The sequence below is a fragment of the Cedecea sp. Ae19-4 genome (assembly GCF_059801165.1).
In genome coordinates this window covers 507,594-527,690 of sequence record NZ_JBCHWG010000003.1, presented here as the reverse complement: position 1 = coordinate 527,690, position 20,097 = coordinate 507,594, and the positions used below count along the sequence as shown (strand labels likewise).

General features: G+C 55.7%; 19 protein-coding genes. 10 read left to right on the top strand and 9 right to left on the bottom strand.

Annotated elements, in window-relative coordinates; all coding sequences use genetic code 11:
• Nucleotides 1-21 precede the first annotated feature (21 nt).
• The 3 genes from phnC to yqhD form a co-directional block, all read right to left on the bottom strand.
• Entirely contained in the window at nucleotides 22-864 is an 843-nt protein-coding gene (gene phnC / locus AAIE02_RS20395; protein WP_039287781.1) for a phosphonate ABC transporter ATP-binding protein, read from the bottom strand.
• 225 nt (nucleotides 865-1,089) lie between these two features.
• Complete coding sequence (gene dkgA / locus AAIE02_RS20390; protein WP_008460946.1) at nucleotides 1,090-1,917, bottom strand: 2,5-didehydrogluconate reductase DkgA; 828 nt, start codon at nucleotides 1,915-1,917, stop codon at nucleotides 1,090-1,092.
• Between the two features lie 103 nt (nucleotides 1,918-2,020).
• The gene (gene yqhD, locus AAIE02_RS20385; protein ID WP_166995200.1) at nucleotides 2,021-3,184 is read right to left on the bottom strand and encodes an alcohol dehydrogenase; all 1,164 of its coding nucleotides are present in this window, start codon (nucleotides 3,182-3,184) and stop codon (nucleotides 2,021-2,023) included.
• A gap of 187 nt (nucleotides 3,185-3,371) precedes the next feature.
• On the opposite strand from yqhD, the gene AAIE02_RS20380 reads away from it, so the two are divergent.
• Nucleotides 3,372-4,259 carry an AraC family transcriptional regulator gene (locus tag AAIE02_RS20380; RefSeq protein ID WP_008460951.1) on the top strand — a complete coding sequence of 296 codons (888 nt, stop codon included), beginning with the start codon at nucleotides 3,372-3,374 and terminating at the stop codon, nucleotides 4,257-4,259.
• 60 nt (nucleotides 4,260-4,319) lie between these two features.
• Here the strand turns inward: AAIE02_RS20380 and yghB are convergent, their stop codons facing one another.
• Together yghB and metC are read right to left on the bottom strand one after the other, a co-directional pair.
• Nucleotides 4,320-4,979 (bottom strand): DedA family general envelope maintenance protein YghB, encoded by a 660-nt coding sequence (gene yghB / locus AAIE02_RS20375; RefSeq protein WP_008460953.1) that lies wholly within the window; start codon nucleotides 4,977-4,979, stop codon nucleotides 4,320-4,322.
• A 176-nt stretch (nucleotides 4,980-5,155) separates the two neighbouring features.
• A complete protein-coding gene (gene metC / locus AAIE02_RS20370; RefSeq protein ID WP_498533143.1) occupies nucleotides 5,156-6,343 on the bottom strand; it encodes a cystathionine beta-lyase in 1,188 nt (395 codons plus the stop codon).
• A 256-nt stretch (nucleotides 6,344-6,599) separates the two neighbouring features.
• Between metC and exbB the strand changes: the two genes are divergently transcribed.
• Together exbB and exbD are read left to right on the top strand one after the other, a co-directional pair.
• Nucleotides 6,600-7,334, top strand: coding sequence for a tol-pal system-associated acyl-CoA thioesterase (gene exbB / locus AAIE02_RS20365; protein WP_166995204.1), 735 nt, complete (start codon nucleotides 6,600-6,602; stop codon nucleotides 7,332-7,334).
• A gap of 6 nt (nucleotides 7,335-7,340) precedes the next feature.
• The gene (gene exbD / locus AAIE02_RS20360) at nucleotides 7,341-7,766 is read left to right on the top strand and encodes a TonB system transport protein ExbD (RefSeq protein ID WP_008460960.1); all 426 of its coding nucleotides are present in this window, start codon (nucleotides 7,341-7,343) and stop codon (nucleotides 7,764-7,766) included.
• A 780-nt stretch (nucleotides 7,767-8,546) separates the two neighbouring features.
• Here exbD and AAIE02_RS20355 read toward each other — a convergent pair.
• Nucleotides 8,547-8,930, bottom strand: a complete 384-nt coding sequence (locus tag AAIE02_RS20355) for a hypothetical protein (protein WP_008457003.1) — start codon at nucleotides 8,928-8,930, stop codon at nucleotides 8,547-8,549.
• A 4-nt stretch (nucleotides 8,931-8,934) separates the two neighbouring features.
• Nucleotides 8,935-9,336 carry a hypothetical protein gene (locus tag AAIE02_RS20350; protein WP_008457005.1) on the bottom strand — a complete coding sequence of 134 codons (402 nt, stop codon included), beginning with the start codon at nucleotides 9,334-9,336 and terminating at the stop codon, nucleotides 8,935-8,937.
• 93 nt (nucleotides 9,337-9,429) lie between these two features.
• Between AAIE02_RS20350 and AAIE02_RS20345 the strand changes: the two genes are divergently transcribed.
• Nucleotides 9,430-9,933 carry an ESA_00282 family adhesion-associated protein gene (locus tag AAIE02_RS20345; RefSeq protein WP_008457007.1) on the top strand — a complete coding sequence of 168 codons (504 nt, stop codon included), beginning with the start codon at nucleotides 9,430-9,432 and terminating at the stop codon, nucleotides 9,931-9,933.
• Between the two features lie 86 nt (nucleotides 9,934-10,019).
• Nucleotides 10,020-10,517, top strand: coding sequence for a TIGR00645 family protein (locus AAIE02_RS20340; protein WP_008457009.1), 498 nt, complete (start codon nucleotides 10,020-10,022; stop codon nucleotides 10,515-10,517).
• A 33-nt stretch (nucleotides 10,518-10,550) separates the two neighbouring features.
• On the opposite strand, the gene mgrA is transcribed toward AAIE02_RS20340, so the two are convergent.
• On the bottom strand, nucleotides 10,551-11,591 hold the full coding sequence (mgrA, locus tag AAIE02_RS20335; protein WP_498533142.1) for an L-glyceraldehyde 3-phosphate reductase: 1,041 nt from the start codon (nucleotides 11,589-11,591) through the stop codon (nucleotides 10,551-10,553).
• Nucleotides 11,592-11,670: 79 nt separating this feature from the next.
• Nucleotides 11,671-12,522 carry a MurR/RpiR family transcriptional regulator gene (locus tag AAIE02_RS20330; RefSeq protein ID WP_008457013.1) on the bottom strand — a complete coding sequence of 284 codons (852 nt, stop codon included), beginning with the start codon at nucleotides 12,520-12,522 and terminating at the stop codon, nucleotides 11,671-11,673.
• Between the two features lie 249 nt (nucleotides 12,523-12,771).
• Here AAIE02_RS20330 and AAIE02_RS20325 point away from each other — a divergent pair, with 249 nt between their 5' ends.
• From AAIE02_RS20325 to AAIE02_RS20305, 5 genes are all read left to right on the top strand, one after another.
• Complete coding sequence (locus AAIE02_RS20325) at nucleotides 12,772-14,277, top strand: CoA-acylating methylmalonate-semialdehyde dehydrogenase (protein ID WP_498533141.1); 1,506 nt, start codon at nucleotides 12,772-12,774, stop codon at nucleotides 14,275-14,277.
• Between the two features lie 11 nt (nucleotides 14,278-14,288).
• Entirely contained in the window at nucleotides 14,289-16,217 is a 1,929-nt protein-coding gene (gene iolD, locus AAIE02_RS20320; RefSeq protein ID WP_498533140.1) for a 3D-(3,5/4)-trihydroxycyclohexane-1,2-dione acylhydrolase (decyclizing), read from the top strand.
• A 318-nt stretch (nucleotides 16,218-16,535) separates the two neighbouring features.
• Nucleotides 16,536-17,522 carry an inositol 2-dehydrogenase gene (gene iolG / locus AAIE02_RS20315; protein WP_008457020.1) on the top strand — a complete coding sequence of 329 codons (987 nt, stop codon included), beginning with the start codon at nucleotides 16,536-16,538 and terminating at the stop codon, nucleotides 17,520-17,522.
• Nucleotides 17,523-17,557: 35 nt separating this feature from the next.
• A complete protein-coding gene (locus AAIE02_RS20310) occupies nucleotides 17,558-18,487 on the top strand; it encodes a substrate-binding domain-containing protein (RefSeq protein WP_166995218.1) in 930 nt (309 codons plus the stop codon).
• Nucleotides 18,488-18,538: 51 nt separating this feature from the next.
• Nucleotides 18,539-20,086 (top strand): sugar ABC transporter ATP-binding protein, encoded by a 1,548-nt coding sequence (locus AAIE02_RS20305; RefSeq protein WP_336983833.1) that lies wholly within the window; start codon nucleotides 18,539-18,541, stop codon nucleotides 20,084-20,086.
• The last annotated feature ends 11 nt before the right edge of the window (nucleotides 20,087-20,097 follow it).

Genomic DNA, 20,097 nt, shown 5'->3' with positions numbered 1-20,097 from the left:
TTGTATCAATTGGAGAGAGAATTAATGCACTTGATTGATTTCATCGCCGTACAAGAGATGCAGCACGTCGTCCGTTAACATCGACGGATGACCGTCAAACACGATATTTCCTTTTGCAACCCCGATAACGCGGGTGCAGTACTCTTTCACCAGCTCGATGGAATGCAGGTTCACCATCACGCTGATGCCTTGCTCACACACTTCACGCAGCACTTTCATGATGCGTTGGGTATTTTTCGGGTCGAGTGAAGCCACCGGCTCATCGGCCAGCAGAATGCTTGGGTTTTGCATCAGCGCGCGGCAAATAGCGACGCGCTGCATCTGGCCGCCGGAAAGGTTCTCGGCGCGCTGCAGGGCGTGGGGCAGCATGTTCATCCACTCCAGAAGCGAAATAGCGCGGGCGCGGTCTGCTTCAGGGAAAACCTTAAACAAGGATTTCAGCGTGGAGGTCTGGCTCAGGCGACCCAGCAGGACGTTAGTCAGCACGTCCAGTCTTGGCACCAGGCAGAAGTCCTGGAAGATCATGCCGCATTCGGTGCGCCACTGGTTCAGGGCGCGACCGCTGAGTTTAGACACATCGTGCGGCATCCCGACTTCCGGAAAGCTGAGGATCTCGCCCGACGTGGCAGAATGCGTACCGTTAAGAATATGCAGCAGCGTAGATTTACCTGCGCCTGAACGGCCAATCACGCCCACCAGTTCACCGGCATGCAGGTCGAAGTTAATGTCGTGCAGCACGGTCTGGTGTGCGTTATAGGCCTTACTCAGACTCTTAACGCTCAGGACTTTACGCCCCGGCGCGGGCGCAAACTGCGGCAGCGACTCCAGGTCAGAGTTGGTAACTACGGCAAGGGATCTGTTCATAACCATTCCAAATGAGTTAGCGAAGCTGGCCCTATTTATCGTGGTGTTGTGTGACTTTTTGATTACGGCTAAAAGAACAAATAATGAACGCCGTGAAAATTCACGCGACGATCAAACAGATGTGTTACACGTAGAAAGCGCTGGGGCAGGGGGTGTGCGGGAAATAAAAAACCACCCTGCGGGTGAAGGCGAAGGTGGTTTTGGGGACGAAAAGAGAAGCCGGATTTAGCCGACAAACACGTCCGGGTCTGGCCCAAGGCGTTTGCCGCTGTCGAGCTTCGCGATTTCAGCCAGCTCTTCTTTGTCCAGGCGGAAGTCGAACACGTCAAAGTTTTCAGCAATACGGGCAGGCGTGACCGATTTAGGGATAACCACCAGCCCGCTATCGAGGTGCCAGCGAATCACCACCTGAGCCGGGGTTTTGCCGTATTTGTCCGCTAAATCACGAATGATTTTCTGATCAAACACGCCTTCACCGCCCTGGGCCAGCGGGCTCCAGGACTCGGTCTGGATTTTGTGGGTCGCGTTCCAGGCGTGGAGCTGGCGCTGTTGCAGCAGAGGGTGCAGCTCAATCTGGTTGATCACCGGGCTAACGCCGGTTTCGTCGATCAGCCGCTGGAGATGATTAAGATTGAAGTTACACACCCCAATACTCTTCGCCAGTCCCTCTTTTTGCAGCTCAATCAGCCCTTTCCAGGCTTCGAGATAATGATCTTTACTCGGCACCGGCCAGTGCAGCAGGTAGAGATCGACATAATCAAGCTGCAGTTTTTCAAGGCTGTCTTCCAGCGCCTGGCGGGGCCGCTGCTGGTCGCTGTTCCAGAGCTTGGTGGTAATAAACAGATCGTCACGCGCAATGCCTGCGCTTTTCAGCGCGGCACCTACGCCGTCCTCGTTTTTGTAGGCGGCGGCGGTATCAATGGAGCGGTATCCCACTTCCAGGGCTTTCTCAATGGCCGTTCTGACCTGGTCGTTGCTGGCCTGCCAGACACCGAGCCCAAGCTGCGGCATTACGTTGCCATCCTGGAGCTTGATTAAGGTTGGATGAGTCATGCGTACCTCCTTAATAGTGCGAAAAACACCGGGCAAGCCCGGTGTAAGTTTTGTATTAAGTCTAGTCGAAACTCAGGCGATCAAATCGCTAACCTGGATTCTCTTAGCGCGCGGCTTCGTAAATGCGGCGGCTAACGTCCAGCGTAATGTCCTGATGTTCGCCCAGCTTAGTCATGCCTTTTTCTTCCAGTTTCACCAGCAGAGCAGGGATGGAGCTGCCGTCCAGGCCGTAGGCGGACAGGCGAGTCGCGGTGCCCATTTTCTCGAAGAAATTGCGGGTTGCTTCGATGGCCGCATCAATACGCTCTTCTTCGCTGCCGGAGGTGATGTTCCAGACGCGTTCTGCGTATTGCAGCAGTTTGGCGTGCTTCTCGTTACGCTTTTCATTCATCAGCGAAGGCAGAACCACCGCCAGCGTTTGAGCGTGATCCAGGCCGTGCATCGCGGTCAGTTCGTGGCCCAGCATGTGGGTCGCCCAGTCCTGCGGCACGCCAGCCCCGATCAGGCCGTTCAGCGCCATTGTTGCAGCCCACATCACGTTCGCACGCACGTCATAGTTTTCAGGATCTTTCAGCGCTTTCGGGCCGTCTTCGATCAGCGTCAGCAGAATGCCTTCCGCAAAACGATCCTGCACTTTGGCGTTGACCGGGTAGGTCAGGTACTGCTCGATGGTGTGAACAAAGGCATCCACCACGCCGTTAGCAACCTGTTTAGGCGGCAGGGTGTAGGTGTAAACCGGATCCAGAACCGCAAAGACAGGCTGCACGAAGTCAGACATGAACGCCTGTTTGTCGCCGGTAGAGCGGCGGGAAACCACTGCGCCTTTGTTAGATTCGGAGCCGGTGGCCGGCAGCGTCAGCACGGAACCCATTGGGATCGCACTTTTCACGTCGCTACCGCGGGTCAGCAGAATGTTCCACGGATCGATATCCTGCGGATAGTGCGCCGCAGCGGCGATAAATTTAGTGCCGTCGAGCACGGAGCCACCGCCGACTGCCAGCAGGAAAGTCACGTTTTCTTTACGCGCAATCTCTACGGCTTTCATCAGCGTTTCGTAAGACGGGTTAGGTTCGATGCCGCCAAACTCCAGCACGTCGAGGCCTTTCAGCGCGTCTTTAACCTGGTCCAGTACGCCAGTTTTAATCACGCTGCCGCCGCCGTAGGTAATCAGTACGCGAGCGTCTGCTGGGATCTGGTCACGCAGTTCTGCCAGGGAGCCTTTACCAAACAGGATGCGGGTTGGGGTATGAAGATTGAAGTTATTCATGATGGGTTTCCCGTTCGTTAGATGAGTCACATTGCTAAATCTGATGGTGTCTATTGTGGTCCGCCACGCTGCCTCTCTCAATGCATATTCCTGCCTTTATCTTGCCTGTTTCTCCAAATGACTGGAGAAATCGCAGAATCCATCGCACACTGTAAGCCGGATAAAAAGCGCCGTGGAGACGTAAGAAATGAACCGCCAGGCTATCTGCCAGCAGCTGACGGATAAAATCAATCAGCTGATTTTAAAAGAAAAGAGTGATGTATTTTTTGATGGCGTACGGCTGATGTACGGCACCAAGCCGATGGCGCGTACCCCGGTCATGTACGAGCCGGGCATTGTTTTTCTCTTTTCGGGTCATAAAACAGGTTATCTTAATGACCGCGTATTCCGCTATGACGCCAATGAATACCTGCTGCTGACGGTGCCTTTACCCTTCGAGTGCGAAACTTTTGCGACGGCAGACGTACCGCTCGCCGGGATGCGTGTGAAAGTGGATATCCAGCAACTGCAGGATTTGCTGATGGACATCGGAGAAGACGATCTCTTCCGTCCGCAGTCCTGTACCGACGGGATAAATTCTGCCGAACTGTCGGAAGAAATTCTTTGCGCTGCAGAGCGGTTGCTGGATGTATTAGAGAGGCCTCTCGATGCCCGAGTCCTGGGCAAGCAGATTATCCGTGAGATCCTTTATCACGTTTTGACGGGCCCAAGCGGCGGGGCGCTACTGGCGCTGGTAAGCCGCCAGACGCATTTTAGCCTGATCAGCCGCGTGCTGCGCCGGATTGAAAACCAGTACACCGAAAACTTGTCGGTGGACCAGCTGGCAGCCGAGGCTAACATGAGCGTTTCTGCGTTTCATCACAACTTCAAGTCGGTGACCAGCACGTCGCCGCTGCAATACCTGAAAACTTACCGTCTGCATAAGGCAAGAATGTTAATGCTGCATGACGGTATGAAGGCAAGCGCGGCGGCTATCCGCGTGGGCTACGAGAGCGCGTCTCAGTTTAGCCGGGAGTTTAAACGCTATTTTGGCGTGACGCCGGGGGAAGATATGGCGCGGATGCGGGTTATTTAATGAGGCAAAAGCGAAGAGCGAATAAGTCGGGCTTATCCGCTCTTTCTTCATCAAGCAGGGTTACGCGGCGCTAACCTTTTTTTTCAGCACCACAAACACCGTGCCGACCAGGCCCACAATCAACAGAGCAACCGGCAAAATCATCAGGAAGGTCATCACCTGATCTTCATGGCGCTTAACAAAGGGGATCATGCTGAGCGCGTAGCCCAGGCTAATCACAACGCCGACCCACAGCAGTCCGCTTAGCCAGTTAAAGAACTGAAAACGGCGGTTGCTGAGGCCTGAAATCCCCGCCATGGTAGGCAGCAGAGTACGAACAAAGGCCAGGAAGCGGCCCGCGAGCAGCGCCAGTAAACCGTGGCGGTCAAACATTTGCGTGGCGCGCTGGTGGTACTGGGTTGGCAGCTGTTTCAGCCAGCCTTTAACCGTGCGGGTATTGCCGAGCCAGCGCCCTTGTAAATAGCTAAGCCAGCAGCCCAGACTGGCTGCGATGGTTAAAATCACCAGCGTCGGTACAAAGCCCATCACGCCTTTGGCGATCAGCGCTCCCGCGAGCAGCAACAGGCTATCGCCCGGCAAAAATGAAGCAGGAAGTAGCCCATTTTCCAGGAACAGCGTCGCAAACATAACGCAATAGACAATGCCAATCACATGGGGGTCGGCCAGCGCGGCAAAATCGTGATGCCAAAGCGCCTCGACAATATTTTGTATAACAGCCATAGGTATTCCTGTGGAACCGCTTATTGAGTTCGCCCCGAGTATTACACCCGCAACTTAGGCTCACCTTAATTTCTACACATTGTACTGCTAAAATCTTCTCGACACCTTGATCCCAGGCTCAACAAAATCCCGATAATGGCAAAAAACTGTTCCACGATTACCGATAAACGGATTTTTTAGGCAATACGCTGGAAACCCGCTTCCAGATCCACCATCAGATCGTCCACGTTTTCCAGGCCAATATGAAGGCGAACCAGGGTGCCGCTAAAGTCGACGCCGCCTGCCGGGCGGATCTCCGCCAGCTCATCGGGCTGATTAGCGAGAATAAGCGATTCATAGCCGCCCCAGGAATAGGCCATGCTGAAATACTCGAAATGATTGAGGTACTGTTCATACTCTTCATCACTCAGCCGCTTTTTCAGCACAAATGAGAACAGCCCGCTGCTGCCCGTAAAGTCACGTTTCCAGTATTCATGCCCTTTGCTGCCGGGCAGCGCTGGATGATTCACGCGCTCAACCTGCGGATGCTGTGCCAGCCATTCGGCGACTTTTAAGCTGCTTTCTTGATGCTGACGCAGGCGAACACCCAGGGTCCGAATACCGCGGCTGGTCATATACGCGGTGTCTGCATCCAGCATTTGCCCCATCAGATAGGCATTCTCGCGCAGCTGATCCCAGCATCGGGCATTGGATACCGCGGTGCCAACCATCGCATCCGAATGGCCAATTAAATATTTGGTTCCCGCCTGAATGGAGATGTCGATGCCGAACTCCAGCGCTTTAAACAGCACGCCAGCCGCCCAGGTATTGTCGATCATGATGATAGCGTCGGGGGCAACGCGCCTTACCGCTGCGACAATCACCGGAATATCGTGGACTTCCATCGTAATGGAACCGGGGGATTCCAGAAAAACGACTTTGGTATTCGGCTGAATCAGGCTGGCAATATCGGCACCAATCTCCGGCGCGAACCAGCCAGTGCTAACCCCAAGCTTTGAGAGAATTTTGGTACAGAAATCCTGCGTTGGTTCATAGGCCGTTTCGGTCACCAGAACGTGATCGCCCTGTTCAACAAAGGCCAGAATTGTATTAGCCACCGCGGCGGCGCCGCAGGGAAAGAGGGCACAGCCCGCGCCGCCCTCAAGTTCACACATCGCTTCCTGCAACGAGAAATGGGTCAGCGTGCCGCGACGGCCATAGAACAGCTCGCCCTTAGCGCGGTTAGCGGTGGCCTGCTTTTTGGCCTCAACGCTTTCAAAGACGAGGGAGGAGGCGCGCTGAATCACGCTGTTAACCGAACCCTGAGTAAACTTCTTGCTGCGCCCGGCGTTGACCAGCGCCGTTTCGATGTGTTTTTCCGCCATTTCCGCTTCCCCGTCTAACCATCTGGATGTCTGGACGTAAATTAACACAGAATGGGCAAAGGGCATCATGGCGTTTTCTCAGGTTGGCGAAAAAAGTCATCATTTCGCCAGGTGGGCGCTTTTCCTGCGTAAGCGCAAGGAATGCTTCAACAATTTCCGGCAGTCTGCAAATACTAATGAGAACGACTATCAATTCGATAGTTTTTTGATATATTAGTCTCAGTTTTGACATTTATTTCTCGCTGGAGCGTAAGACGTGACGAGTAATCTGATGCAGACGGATCTGTCCGTTTGGGGCATGTATCAACATGCTGACATCGTAGTGAAGATCGTGATGATTGGCCTGATTCTGGCCTCTGTTGTCACCTGGGCCATCTTTTTCAGTAAGAGCGTGGAGCTGATCACCCAGAAACGTCGCCTCAAGCGAGAGCAGCAGCAGCTGGCTAACGTGCGCTCCCTGAACGAAGCGAGCAGTGTGGCAGAAGCCTTTGACAGTAAAAGCCTGAGCACGCTGTTAATCAACGAAGCCCAGAACGAACTGGAACTTTCAGCCGGCGTGGAAGATAACGAAGGCATTAAAGATCGTACCGGCTTCCGCCTTGAGCGCCGCGTGGCCGCCGTTGGGCGTCACATGGGGCGCGGTAACGGCTTCCTGGCCACCATCGGTGCGATTTCACCGTTCGTCGGCCTGTTCGGTACCGTTTGGGGCATCATGAACAGCTTCATCGGTATCGCTCAATCCCAGACCACTAACCTGGCGGTCGTTGCCCCGGGCATCGCAGAAGCGCTGCTGGCGACGGCAATCGGCCTGGTTGCTGCCATCCCGGCGGTGGTTATCTATAACATCTTCGCGCGTATGATCGGCAGCTACAAAGCCAGCCTCAGCGACGTTGCCGCGCAGGTTCTGCTGCTGCAAAGCCGCGATCTGGACCTGGATGGTACCGCTCAGCCGCGTCCGGTGCGTAATACCCAGCAACTGCGAGTAGGTTAATGCCCCATGGCAATGCGTCTGAACGAAAACCTCGATGACAATGGTGAAATGCACGAAATCAACGTTACGCCGTTTATCGACGTGATGTTGGTGCTGCTGATCATCTTCATGGTGGCGGCGCCGCTGGCAACGGTGGACGTGAAGGTTAACCTTCCGGCCTCCAGCAGTGAACCACAGCCACGCCCTGAGAAGCCGGTTTATCTGTCGGTAAAAGCCGATCATTCGATGTTTATCGGTAATGACCCGGTAACCAAAGAGTCGATGGTCAATGCGCTGATTGCCGCAACCGAAGGGAAAAAAGACACCACCATTTTCTTCCGCGCGGACAAAACGGTGGACTACGAAACGCTGATGGACGTGATGGATACGCTGCACCAGGCAGGGTATTTGAAGATTGGCCTGGTCGGCCAGGAAGTCACGAAAGCGAAGTAAGTGGGCATGACCCTCATCACGGCCCTCTTCCTCTTGGGAGAGGGTGAAAACAACTCAAGTTTATTCTCTCCGTAGTTGTTACGTTCACCCGTAAATCTGTTTCCCCTGCGCGTTCAGAGCACGGTGAACGTGTCCGGGGGATAACGCCATCCCCCGAACAGCCCCGGCGCCCGGCGAGCTCATCGCCGCTGAAGCGGTAAACCCACCGGCTATCACCCAAACATTCGGGGTCGTTCGCGATTCGTTCCTGACGATCGCTCTCTTTCGCTGTTCCCGACAGATCAACCCCGCCTGAGTTGGGTCATCACCGGGGGCGATGAGAGCCGGGGACAAGGGCGTGGCGGTGTGACTTGCAGCGACTGTTGCGTTCAGCGTTGCTTTGAGCTTAAAGCGAGGCTCGGTTCCGGCTTAAATCGCCTCCGTTTTCTCTCCGACTGGCCAGGGTCCGGACGCCGGGAGCGGCCGGAGGCTGAGAGCGTCGGGAGCGCATCTCAGCTGACCCAGGACTGGGAGATAAAACGGAGGTCTGCCGCTTCAGCGGTCGATTTATTTGGCCGGGAGTCCGGGGTATCGGGGGAGTGACGGTGACTCCACCGAGTCGTTCACAAGTTTGGGGGCTGCATATAAAGCTGTGCTTGAGGTGAACGGAACCTTAGCTGAACCTTCATATAGCTTATTTGTGACTAACAGACAGCCAAAGAGAGAAATCGTTAAATTTTATTACTCTTTATATTCCCTCGCCCCACTGGGGAGAGGGCCTGGGAAAGGGGCAAACCCCACTCACAGCGTAGAACTTTTCCACGTCTTCTCTGCAAGACCACGGGTCATCGACAGCGTCTGGGCTTCCTGCTCCTTCAGGCGCTGATAATGCCCTTCCAGCCGCTTAAGAATCTGCTCTTTAAGCTTCGGATGATGGCTGAGGATCTCTTCCAGCACCGCCCCATACACCTCTTCTTTGGCGCGCCACGGGAAGATTTCACGGCGGTTCATCCACTTCAGATCGATAAGCGCCGAAGTAATATCCGTAACTTCCTGCGTATTACGGGTGATATTTTCATTCTTAAGGCGAACCAGAATCGCTATATTTTTACTTAACGTAAATTCATGGTCTTTATTTTCATCAGCGCTAATTAACAAGGGCTGTTTTTTTAGAGGTTCTGCCATAGCACTACTCCTCAATTGAATAGCATAATGGCCAGGGTTTTTCTTGGGTCATTTGATTAACCCAAATTTCCTGCTCCTTGCTACCCACCCAGGCGGTTTTGTCTTCGATAAGCATCTGCAAATCGGCGGCACTAATAAGTTCTTTTTCAACCAGTTCGCCTATCAGGGCATGTAACGCCTCTATCCTAACCGCGCACAGCAGCCGCTCTTTAATATGACGGTCGGTTTCTTCAAGCAGGCGGTTCTTGGCCTGCCCGGCATAATGACTGCCGCTCAGGATGTTTTTTTCCAGCGTTAAAATCTTGTCCTGAACGACTTCCGACGTGGTACTATTTTCAGCTTCTGCAGGGAGCGTTGACGGTGCAACAACGGGATAGCGCCGTGGTAAGAAGTGTTCAGGCAGCATCGAATGTGATCCTTTGAAATCGGTTCAATATTCAGGTTCAGAGATTCGCGATATGATGCCTCAATTCAAAAATAAAAAAAACAGGAGTTTCTTATGCACAGCATATTTTATTCTATTGTCACCATTTTGATTTTGTTGTGTGCTGTATTGGTTATGCTCAAGGAGTTTAGCGCTTCAAATAATAAGAAAAATCGTGCGGCGGGTGAAATACAACCCATCACCACCAGCGAAGAGCGGGAAGATTATTTTGGCATGCTGATGTCTAAAATTACGCCCAGCTATTATTGGCGTATTAACAGTGAGTATATTGATTTTACTCACGCCACAATTAAAAAAATGCGTATCGATGAACTGACTTCCCAGCCGGTTTTATTTAGCGCCCAGCGCCGCTGCAGTGATTTAAATTCGGCGGTGTATAAATATTATGACAATATTAAAAAACGCTGTGCCGAAGGTGAGCAGGTGCCATTGTCAGATATTGAAGTGCTGAACCTGCGCCAGTGTTTTAACGAGTTTAGCCGCGACGCTTATCCTGCACTGGTCGCGTTGGTATGGCCACAGTATCAGCGCCCGGAGATCGACCTGAACAGCGTGTGAGCCCTGTAATCCTGCGTCCGGGGCTCACGCTTAAACGCCGGAATTCGCTATAATGACGCCCTTTTGCTATTTCCAGACAGGACATTATGGAACGTTTTATTGAGAATGCGATGTACGCCTCGCGCTGGCTTCTGGCCCCGGTTTACTTCGGGTTATCTCTGGCCCTGCTTGCGCTGACGGTGAAGTTTTTCCAGGAGATCATTCACGTTCTCCCGAATATCTTCTCGATTGCGGAGGCTGACTTAATTTTGACCCTGCTCTCGCTGGTGGATATGGCGCTGGTCGGCGGCCTGCTGGTGATGGTGATGTTTTCCGGCTATGAGAACTTTGTCTCGACGCTGGATATTTACGAAGGCAAAGAGAAACTAAGCTGGCTGGGGAAAATGGACTCTGGCTCGCTGAAGAATAAAGTCGCAGCATCCATCGTGGCCATCTCTTCCATCCATCTGCTGCGTATTTTTATGGACGCTAAAAACGTGCCGGACAACAAGCTGATGTGGTACGTGATCATCCACCTGACGTTTGTGCTGTCGGCGTTTGTGATGGGCTATCTCGACAAGCTTTCCCGCAGCGGGAAATATTAAAAACTAAGCCCCTGTTTACAGGGGCTTTGGCTTTTATTTGTCGGAGGATGCCTGCCACAGATTTAGCTCGCCATCGGCGACGTGGCGGTCAATTCGCTCCAGCTCTTCTGCGGTAAAGTGCAGATTATCCAGCGCTTTCACATTCTCTTTCAGCTGTTCTGCCCGGCTGGCACCGATCAACACTGAGGTGACGCGCTCATCTTTCAGCAGCCAGCTCAGCGCCATCTGTGCCATTGTCTGGCCACGCTCCAGCGCCATCTCGTTGAGTAAGCGCAGGCTGCTGAGATTCGCCTCGGTCAGCATCTTTTCATTCAGCCCACGAATTTTATTGCCTTCCACCTGCATCCTTGAGCCTTCCGGGATGCCGTTCAGGTATTTGCCGGTCAGCAGGCCCTGGGCGAGCGGGGTAAAGGCGATACAGCCGCTACCGTTGTGCTGCAGCGTGTCCAGCAGGCCGCTTTTATCGACCCAGCGGTTTAACAGGTTGTAGGAGGGCTGGTGAATAAGCAGCGGAATTTTCCATTCTCGCAGCAGATCGGCCATTTTTTGTGTTCTTTCGGCGGAGTAAGAGGAGATCCCGACGTAAAGCGCTTTGCCGCTTTGCACCGCATGTGCCAGGGCGCTGGCCGTTTCTTCCATCGGCGTTCTCTCATCCACGCGATGGGAATAGAAGATATCGACGTACTCCAGCCCCATGCGCTTCAGGCTCTGATCCAAACTTGCCAGCAGGTACTTACGTGAGCCGCCGGATCCATAAGGGCCTGGCCACATGTCATACCCCGCTTTGGTGGCAATAATCAGCTCATCGCGGTAGCTGCCAAAATCCTGCTTCAGCAGGCGGCCAAAGTTTTCTTCCGCCGAGCCCGGAGGCGGCCCGTAGTTATTCGCCAGATCGAAATGCGTAATACCCAGATCGAACGCGGTGCGCAGCAGATCGCGCTGGGACTCCAGCGGACTCACGCCGCCAAAACTGTGCCATAAGCCGAGAGAAAGCGCGGGCAACTGCAGGCCGCTCTGGCCGCAGAAGCGATACTGCATAGATTGATAACGCGACGGGCTGGCTTCGTAGGGCATGGTGTCTCCTTAGGGTAAGAGTTATTTTTGAAACGTTGTTTCCATCTTAACCCTGCGGAGACATTCGGCAATCCGAAAATCAGGCCTCCGGCGAGAGCGCGCTGTGGGGCGTGCCCTGATAATACGCGAGCGCCACCATCAGCGACTGCACCAGGCAAAGCGTGGCGGACTGCGAGCGGAAGGCGTCTACCTGCGCCTCTTTCACCACAAAACAGAGATCGCTAAACGTGGCGAATGGGCTAATTTGGCTGTCCGTGATCACTATCTGCCGAGCGCCCGCCTGGGCGGCAATTTCACTCACCATCAGCGTCTCTTCGGCATACGGGGAGAAGCTTATCGACACCACAATATCTTTCGCTTTCACCCGGTTAACCTGCTCACGCAGCATGCCGCCAAGCCCGTCCAGCAGCACGGCGCGGCAATCCAGATGGCTCAGAGCGTAGGTCAGATAAGCCGCCACGCTAAAGGAGCGGCGCAGGCCGACAACGTAGATCGTGTCTGCTTCGGCCAGCAATTCCACGGCACGCTGCAGCATTTCCGGTTCGGTACGGGCGGCCAGCTGCTGCAGGGCCTGAGCATTTGAGCGGGCAAACTCCTGCAAAATATCCAGCGGGGTTTCCGGCACGGCTTCGCTGCCCAGCTCACGGAACAGCCTCGCCCGATCGGTATAGCTGGCCGTCTCTTCCACCAGATTCATGCGAAACAGCTGTTTCATTTCGTTGAACCCGCTGAAATCAAAGGCATTGGCAAAGCGGATAAGCGTTGAGGGCGGCACCTCCGCCCGTTCGGCAATGGCGGCCACGGTATCAAATGCCACGCTATTGGTGTTATCCAGCACGTAGCGGGAAACCTGCTGCAGCCTTTTGCTCAGGCTGTCGTAGCGGTCGCGGATCTGCTGCTGGAGTTCGCTCAGGGTTGTCGCGGTGGTCAATTTGCCATCCTCAAAAGTATTCGCTGAAACGTATTTAAGCGTAGTACTGGCAAAAATGAAACAGATGCACCAAAACTGGCGGGGGCTGAAACGACACTGACGTCTCAGTCTTTGCACCTCATTCTGCGGGTTAACATAAAAACGAAGTGTTGATCACAATAATCAACATTTATTTTATTTGAACTTAAAATGGAATGTTTGTTTCATATACAGTGTTCGGGAGACAACCCTAACAGCAAGAGGCCAGAGATGGAGACGGTAGCGAATTTTATCCACGGTGAATGCGTCGCGGGCGAAGGCCAGCGGGTACAGGCGATCTTTAACCCGGCGACCGGCGCGCAGATCCGCCAGGTCGCCATGAGCACGGCCAGGCAGACGGAGCAGGCCATTGCCGCTGCCCAGCAGGCGTTTCCAGGCTGGGCTCGCCAGTCTCCGCTTAAGCGCGCCCGCGTGATGTTCCGCTTTAAAAGCCTGCTTGAGGAACACATGGACGGCCTGGCGAAGCTCATCAGCGAAGAGCACGGCAAGGTTTATTCTGACGCGGTGGGCGAACTGACCCGCGGCCTTGAAGTGGTGGAATTCGCCTGCGGCATCCCGCATCTGCAAAAAGGTGAGCATTCGGCCAACGTGGGTACGGGCGTGGACAGCCATTCTCTGATGCAGCCGCTTGGCGTCTGTGCGGGGATCACGCCGTTTAATTTCCCGGCAATGGTGCCGATGTGGATGTTCCCTATCGCGCTGGCAACCGGGAATACCTTTGTGCTCAAACCGTCGGAAAAAGATCCGTCTCTGTCGCTGCGTCTGGCTCAGTTGCTGAAGGAAGCCGGGCTGCCGGACGGCGTGTTTAACGTGGTGCAGGGCGATAAAGAAGCCGTGGACGTATTGCTGACCGACCCAAGGATTCAGGCCGTTAGCTTTGTCGGCTCTACGCCGATTGCCGAATACATTTACCAGACCGCTTCTGCCCAAGGCAAGCGCTGTCAGGCGCTGGGCGGGGCGAAAAACCACTGTATTTTGATGCCGGATGCCGATCTGGAGATGGCAACTAACGCCATTATGGGGGCGGCTTTTGGTGCCGCGGGGGAACGCTGCATGGCGCTTTCGGTGGTGGTTGCCGTGGGGGATGAAACTGCAGATGCGCTGTGCGCGGGGCTGGAAAAACAGCTTGCTACGCTGCGTGTGGGGCCGGGCCTTGGGCAGGAGCCGGAAAACGAAATGGGGCCGCTCATTTCTGCACCGCACCGGGCCAAAGTGCTGGGCTATATTGATAGCGGAGAGCAGCAGGGCGCGACGCTGCGCGTGGACGGTCGGGGCCTGAGGCTCGCAGGCCATGAAGGCGGCTATTTTGTTGGCCCAACGCTGTTTGATCATGTCACGCCTGAAATGACCATTTATAAAGAAGAGATTTTTGGCCCGGTACTGAGCGTGGTGCGCGTGCCGGATTACGCCAGCGCGCTGGAACTGATCAACAAGCACGAATACGGCAACGGCACGGCGATTTTTACCCGTGACGGTGGTACTGCAAGGCGATTCACCGAAGAAGTTCTGGTGGGCATGGTCGGCGTGAACGTGCCTATCCCGGTGCCGATGGCTTTCCACAGCTTTGGCGGCTGGAAGCGTTCTATCTTCGGGCCGCTGAACGTGCACGGCAGCGACGGCGTGCGTTTCTATACGCGGATGAAAACCGTCACCGCTCGCTGGCCGGAAACCAGCCATCAGCAAGGATCTGCATTCTCAATGCCGACGCTGGGCTAAGGGGAGGAAAGATGACCACACACCGCATGACCATGGCGCAGGCGCTGGTCAGGTTTTTAAACCAGCAGTACGTTGAAATCGACGGGCAGGAAGCGCCCTTTGTGGAAGGCGTAATGACCATTTTCGGGCACGGCAACGTGCTCGGGCTTGGGCAGGCGCTGGAGGAGGACCCCGGCCACCTGAAGGTGCATCAGGGCTGTAACGAACAGGGCATGGCGCATATCGCCACCGGCTTCGCTAAGCAACACCGGCGGCAGCGTATTTACGCCGTGACCTCCTCCGTGGGGCCGGGGGCAGCCAATATGGTGACTGCCGCCGCAACGGCCACCGCCAACCGTATTCCGCTTCTGCTCTTGCCCGGCGATATTTACGCCAGCCGCCAGCCGGACCCGGTGCTCCAGCAAATCGAGCAGTTTCATGACCTGAGCATTAGCACCAACGACTGCTTCCGCCCGGTGTCCCGTTACTGGGACAGAATCAACCGCCCGGAGCAGCTGATGAGCGCCATGATTAGCGCCATGCGAGTGCTTACTAACCCTGCGGATACCGGCGCGGTAACGATTTGCCTGCCGCAGGATGTGCAGGGTGAAGCCTGGGATTATCCGCAAAGCTTCTTTGCCCGGCGAGTGCATCATATCGAGCGGCGTCCGCCGGATGAAAATCGGCTGCATGCCGCGCTAAAGCTCATTGCCAGCAAGCGTCGTCCGCTGGTTATTTGCGGCGGTGGGGTTCGCTATTCCGGCGCGCATCAGGTTTTTCAGGATTTTGTGGAACGCTTCGGGCTACCGTTTGCCGAAACCCAGGCCGGAAAAGGTGCGCTTGTAAGCGAGCACTCACTTAATTTGGGAGGCCTCGGCGTGACGGGCGGCCTGGCGGCTAACCTACTGGCCCCGCAGGCAGATTTAATCATCGGCGTCGGCACCCGGCTGACCGACTTTACCACCGGCTCTAAATCGCTGTTTTCACCCGAGGCTGAGTACCTGCTGCTAAACGTTGCCGAATTCGACGCCCTGAAGCTGGACGCCACGCCGCTGGTGGCCGATGCCCGGATTGGGCTAGAGCAGTTGACTGCCGGGCTGCATCAGGCTGGCTATCACGCCGCCTGGCAGAACGAAGCTGCTAACGCTCAAGCGGCCTGGCGCGAGGAGTGCCAGCGGCTGTGGACTCGGCAATGGCAGGCGGGAGAAGCCCCTGAAGTGGCGGGCCATCTGGACGAAACGTTGCAGGAATACAGCCGTGAGCTAGGTACGTCATTGACTCAAACCCGCGTGCTGGGCCTGGTGAATCAGCATATTGAAGATGACGCTATCGTGGTGGGCGCGGCGGGTTCGCTGCCGGGGGATTTACAGCGCCTGTGGCAGGTAAAAACGCCGGACAGCTATCACCTCGAATACGGCTATTCGTGCATGGGCTACGAGATTGCCGCGGCGGTGGGGGCAAAGCTCGCGAAGCCGCAGCAGCCAGTGTATGCAATGGTGGGGGACGGTTCTTACCTGATGCTGCATTCCGAGCTGCAAACCGCCGTGCAGGAAGGGATAAAAATCACCATTCTGCTGTTCGATAATGCCGGGTTCGGCTGCATCAATAACCTGCAGATGGGCCACGGCATGGGCAGTTTTGGTACCGAAAACCGCCATCGAAGTCCACACAGCGGCAGGCTGGATGGCCCGCTGGTGAAGGTCGATTTTGCCCAAAATGCCGAAAGCTACGGCTGCAAAGCCTGGCGGGTCAATAGCGAGGCGGAGCTGCTTGCCGCGCTGGAGGCATCCCGGCATGAGCCTGGGCCAACGCTGCTGGATATCAAAGTGCTGCCTAAAACCATGACCCACGACTACGAGGCCTGGTGGCGCACCGGAGACGCTCAGGTTGCTCGCTCGAGCACGGTGGCCGATGCCGCTGAACAAACCGCCGCTAAGCTCAAAAACGCCCGTCAGTACTAACCCTTCAGCATTCCGCTGGACTGTCTGGCGGAATGTTTATTTCATTTTTGCTTTATTCTCTTCTCGTACTGGAGCATGGGCGCGCTCTCCCTCTCAAATCCCTTCTCTGTGCAGGTTTTAATTCATTCGGCGTTGTGATTTTGCTAACAAAATACAGCCGATAAATTATCAAAATGTTAACCTCTGCGCAAAAATGAAACTTTCACTCTGCATTAAAATGAAATAAATGTTTTATTTAAGGCGTCGTTATTCAGCTGCATGTGAAAGCCGGAAGATCCGGCTCATGACCCTACTGCAACACCACTTTCGGGAGCCGCCATGTTTAACATTGCTTTACTGGGCGCGGGCCGTATCGGCCAAATCCACGCCGCCAATATTGCCGCCCATCCCCATTCCACCCTCTGGTCCGTTGTCGATCCTAATGCAGAAAACGCCGCGCGCATTGCCGAAAAATACCAGGCGCGCCAGCAGAGCGTTGCCGAGGCGATGAGCGACCCGGAGGTTCATGCGGTGCTGATCGCCTCGGCGACCGACACTCACGCTGACCTGATTGAGCTTGCCGCCAAACACGGCAAAGCGATCTTCTGTGAAAAGCCGGTGCATTTGGATCTGGCCCGCGTGCGCGACTGCCTGAAAGTGGTGAAAGCTCATAATGTGCCGCTGTTTATCGGCTTTAACCGCCGCTTTGACCCTCAGTTCCGCAAGCTGAAAAACGAAGCGCTACAGGGGCGCATCGGCACGCCGGAATCGCTGGTGATTATCTCCCGCGACCCGTCGCCGCCGCCCGCTGAATATGTGCGTGTCTCCGGCGGCATGTTCCGCGACATGACCATTCACGACTTTGATATGGCTCGCTTCATCATGGGCGAAGAGCCGGTGGCCGTGTATGCCCAGGGCAGCAATCTGGTAGATCCGGCGATTGGTGAGGCAGGCGACATCGACACTGCTTTTATCGTCCTGAAATATGCCTCTGGGGCGCTGGCGACCATTGTGAACAGCCGCCGCTCGGCCTATGGCTACGACCAGCGTCTGGAGCTGCACGGCGCTAAGGGCCTGCTAACAGCGGGCAATATCCTGGAAAACCAGGTTCAATTCTTTGGCGACGGCGGGAACACCAGCGCGTTGCCAGAACACTTCTTCCTCCAGCGCTACAAAGATGCCTACGCCGCCGAATGGCAGCACTTTGTTGCCGTCCTGCGCGGCGAGGCCAAACCCGAGTGCAGCGGCGATGACGGTGAACGCGCCCTGTACCTGGCCGACAAGGCGCTGGAGTCACTGCGTAGCCAGCGCGAAGTTGCTTTGTAACCTCCGAAGACCCTACACATAGAAGAGAGATAACAATGAAAAAGCTGATCCTCGCCGCCCTCATCGCCCTGACCACGGCTCCGGCGCTGGCCGAAAACGAACAGATTGTTTTTAGCACCCCCAACCTTGCGATGCCGTTTGAAGTGCATATGCAGCGCACCGCCGTGCAGGCCGCCAAAGAGATGGGCGTCAAGCTGCAGGTTCTCGACAGCCAGGGCAGCTCTCCTAAGCAGGTCGCGGACCTGGAAAACGCCATCACCCGTGGCGCTCAGGGCTTTATCGTTTCGCCAAACGACGTTAACGCCGTGTCGAGCGCGGTAGGTGAAATTCAGGATGCCAAGCTGCCGGTGGTGACACTCGACCGCTCGGTTGTTAGCGATAAGCCGGTGCCGCACTTTGGCGCCAACAACTATAAAGGCGGCCAGGCGGTGGCGGACTTTGTGAAAGCCAAATTCCCTGACGGCGCGGACATCGTGCTGCTGACCGGGCAGCCTGGCTCCTCCTCCAATATCGAACGTACTAAAGGGATCCGCGATGGTCTAAAAGCCGGGGGCGATAAATACAGGATCGTCGCCGATCAGACCGGGAACTGGATGCGTTCCGAAGGTATGCGCATCGTTGAAAGCGTTCTGCCGTCTCTGCCGAAAAAGCCTCAGGTGATCCTCTCCGCCAACGACGATATGGCGCTCGGCGCGATTGAAGCGCTGCAGGGCCAGGGCATGAAACCGGGTGAAGTGCTGGTGACCGGCTTTGACGCAGTGCCGGAAGCGCTGGCCCGCGTACGCGATGGCTGGATGGCGGCAACCGCCGATCAGCGCCCTGGTTTTGCGGTGAAAACGGCGATGAGCCAGCTGGTGGCCAACATCCGCGAGAAGAAGGCGATTACCGGGGCAGATTACGCGCCCACGATGATCACCAAAGATAACCTCGATCAAGCAGAGCGTATCGGCGAAGCCGGCAAATAAATCTGAACGTGCCCGTCCGCCTGCGGGCGGGCGCAACAGAGGAGCAGTCTGATGTCGCAACCTTTACTGAAAGTGACCGACCTGGCGAAGAGTTTCTCCGGCGTTTGGGCGTTAAGCAGCGCGCAGCTCAGCGTCGGGCAGGGGGAAATCCATGCCCTGCTGGGGGAAAACGGCGCGGGAAAATCCACGCTGCTGAAGGCGCTGGCCGGGGCGCAGCCGCAAACGCGCGGTGAGATCTGGTTCAACGGTGAAACGCTTTCTGCGGATGACTCGCCGGTAGCGCGCCAGAACAAAGGCATTATCACGATTTATCAAGAATTTAACCTGCTGCCCAATATGACGGTGGCGGAAAACATGTTTCTTGGCCGCGAGCCGCGCCGCCGCAACCTGATCGTCGACAGCAAAGCGGTGAACCAGGAAGCGCAGGTCATTCTGGATTATTTGCAGCTCAACGTTGCGCCGACGACCGCCGTGGCCCGCCTGAGCGTTGCCCAGCAGCAAATGGTGGAGATTGCCAGGGCGCTGACGCTGAACGCCCGGCTGATCATTATGGATGAGCCATCCGCTGCCCTGAGCGACAGCGAAGTTGAGAGCCTTCACCGCGTGGTGCGCGAGCTGAAAGGCCGTGGCGTCAGCATTATTTATGTGACTCATCGCCTGCATGAAGTCTTCCAGCTTTGTGACCGTTTCACCGTGTTTCAGGATGGCCGCTATACCGGCTCCGGCGACGTGGCGGGCATCAACGTGGAGCAAATTATTCGCCTGATGGTCGGCCGAGACGTGGTGTTTAACCGCCGCGATGCCAGCCTCACGCACCATGCAGACAAGCCCATCCGCCTGGCGGTGAAGGGGCTGAGCCGTGAAAAGCCGCCGCTTGATCCACACGGCATTGCGTTGAAAGACATCAGTTTCCACGTGCACGCCGGAGAAGTGTTGGGCATCGCCGGGCTGGTTGGTGCCGGACGCACCGAGGTTGCTCGCTGCCTGTTTGGCGCAGACAAATTCACCACCGGCAGTTTCGAGCTGGACGGCAAACCTTACCGGCCTCAAAACCCGATGCACGCGCTGGACCAGGGCATCGCGCTGGTGCCGGAAGATCGTAAAAAAGAAGGGGCGGTGCTGGGCCTGTCGATCCGCGACAACCTGTCGCTCTCCAGCCTTTCGTCCCTGCTGACCTGGCGCTATTTCGTTAGCCCGCGTAAAGAAGATGCGCTGATTGAGTCCTACCGGCAGGCGCTGCAAATCAAAATGGTTAACGCCGAACAGGAGGTGCGCAAGCTCTCCGGCGGGAACCAGCAAAAAGTGATCCTGGCGCGCTGTATGGCGCTGAATCCAAGGGTGTTGATCGTCGACGAGCCGACTCGCGGCATTGACGTAGGCACGAAATCTGAAGTGCATCAGGTGCTGTTTGATATGGCTAAGCGAGGCGTGGCGGTGATCGTGATCTCTTCCGACCTGCCGGAAATTCTCGCGGTGTCGGATCGGATCATCACCCTCAGTGAAGGGCGAGTGACCGGCGAACTGCACGGCGACGAAGCCAACGAAGAACGGCTGATGACCCTGATGGCCATCAACCATAGCGCCTTAAGCGCCGCATAACGGGGGAGCCC